This window comes from Oleiphilus sp. HI0066 (assembly GCF_001635725.1).
The window spans coordinates 1-712 of sequence record NZ_LWFH01001556.1; the positions used below are offsets into that span (position 1 = coordinate 1).

Annotated in this window: 1 protein-coding gene; it reads right to left on the bottom strand. The window is 48.5% G+C overall.

What is annotated here, in order from left to right; all coding sequences use genetic code 11:
- A partial coding sequence (locus A3738_RS24590) for a lipopolysaccharide biosynthesis protein (protein WP_369819831.1) occupies positions 1–693 on the bottom strand: 693 nt, incomplete at its 3' end.
- Positions 694–712 lie beyond the last annotated feature (19 nt).

Below are 712 nucleotides of genomic sequence, written 5' to 3' on the forward strand. Positions count from 1 at the left end.
ATCTTCCCCAAAAAGATGCTGCGGCCAAAAATAGCTAACCGAAAAGATAAACAATGCCGCCGGCAAAACAGCCTTACATAACCACTGCACATGCAAACCTTTCGCAAAAGCACGATGCACCACAGGCACCCAAAAAATAAAAAACAACAGCCGCACCCCGAACCATGCTTTTGCTGCACCCAGTGCGCCATAGTGATAGGCTGCATAGGCAATCACAGGCACCTGCACGCAAGCAGATAAGGTTGAGCCAAAAACGTGCAGCTTCAACTTTCCGTAAGCAAATTGCAGGTAGTACTGAAACGCGGCCACCGCCAATATGCCATTGCCTAGCGCAAACCAAAAAAGCACCTCTTCACTCCAAGCGGCTGCATCTTGATTTCCCGTCCAAAGGTAAATCAAAGGCCTTGCATTAAATGCAATAACAAACGCCGCTGATAAACATACCGCTGCAACCAACTGCGTACCAAGCAGATAAAGCGCATGTAACTCTTGTGTTTTTCCTGACTCGGCAAATACCGTCATTCTCGGGCGAATTGCTTCGGACAAGGGCTGGGATATTTGCAGTATGCCACCCACGACTAGAGCCACTAAAGTGTAATAACCAAATTCTGTCAGACTCAACCCGCCCGATAATATGGCCTTATCGACTTGAGTGATCAACACCCAGATACCCGCCGTGTACGCTATACCCATTGCAAAGGGCAAGGTAGGC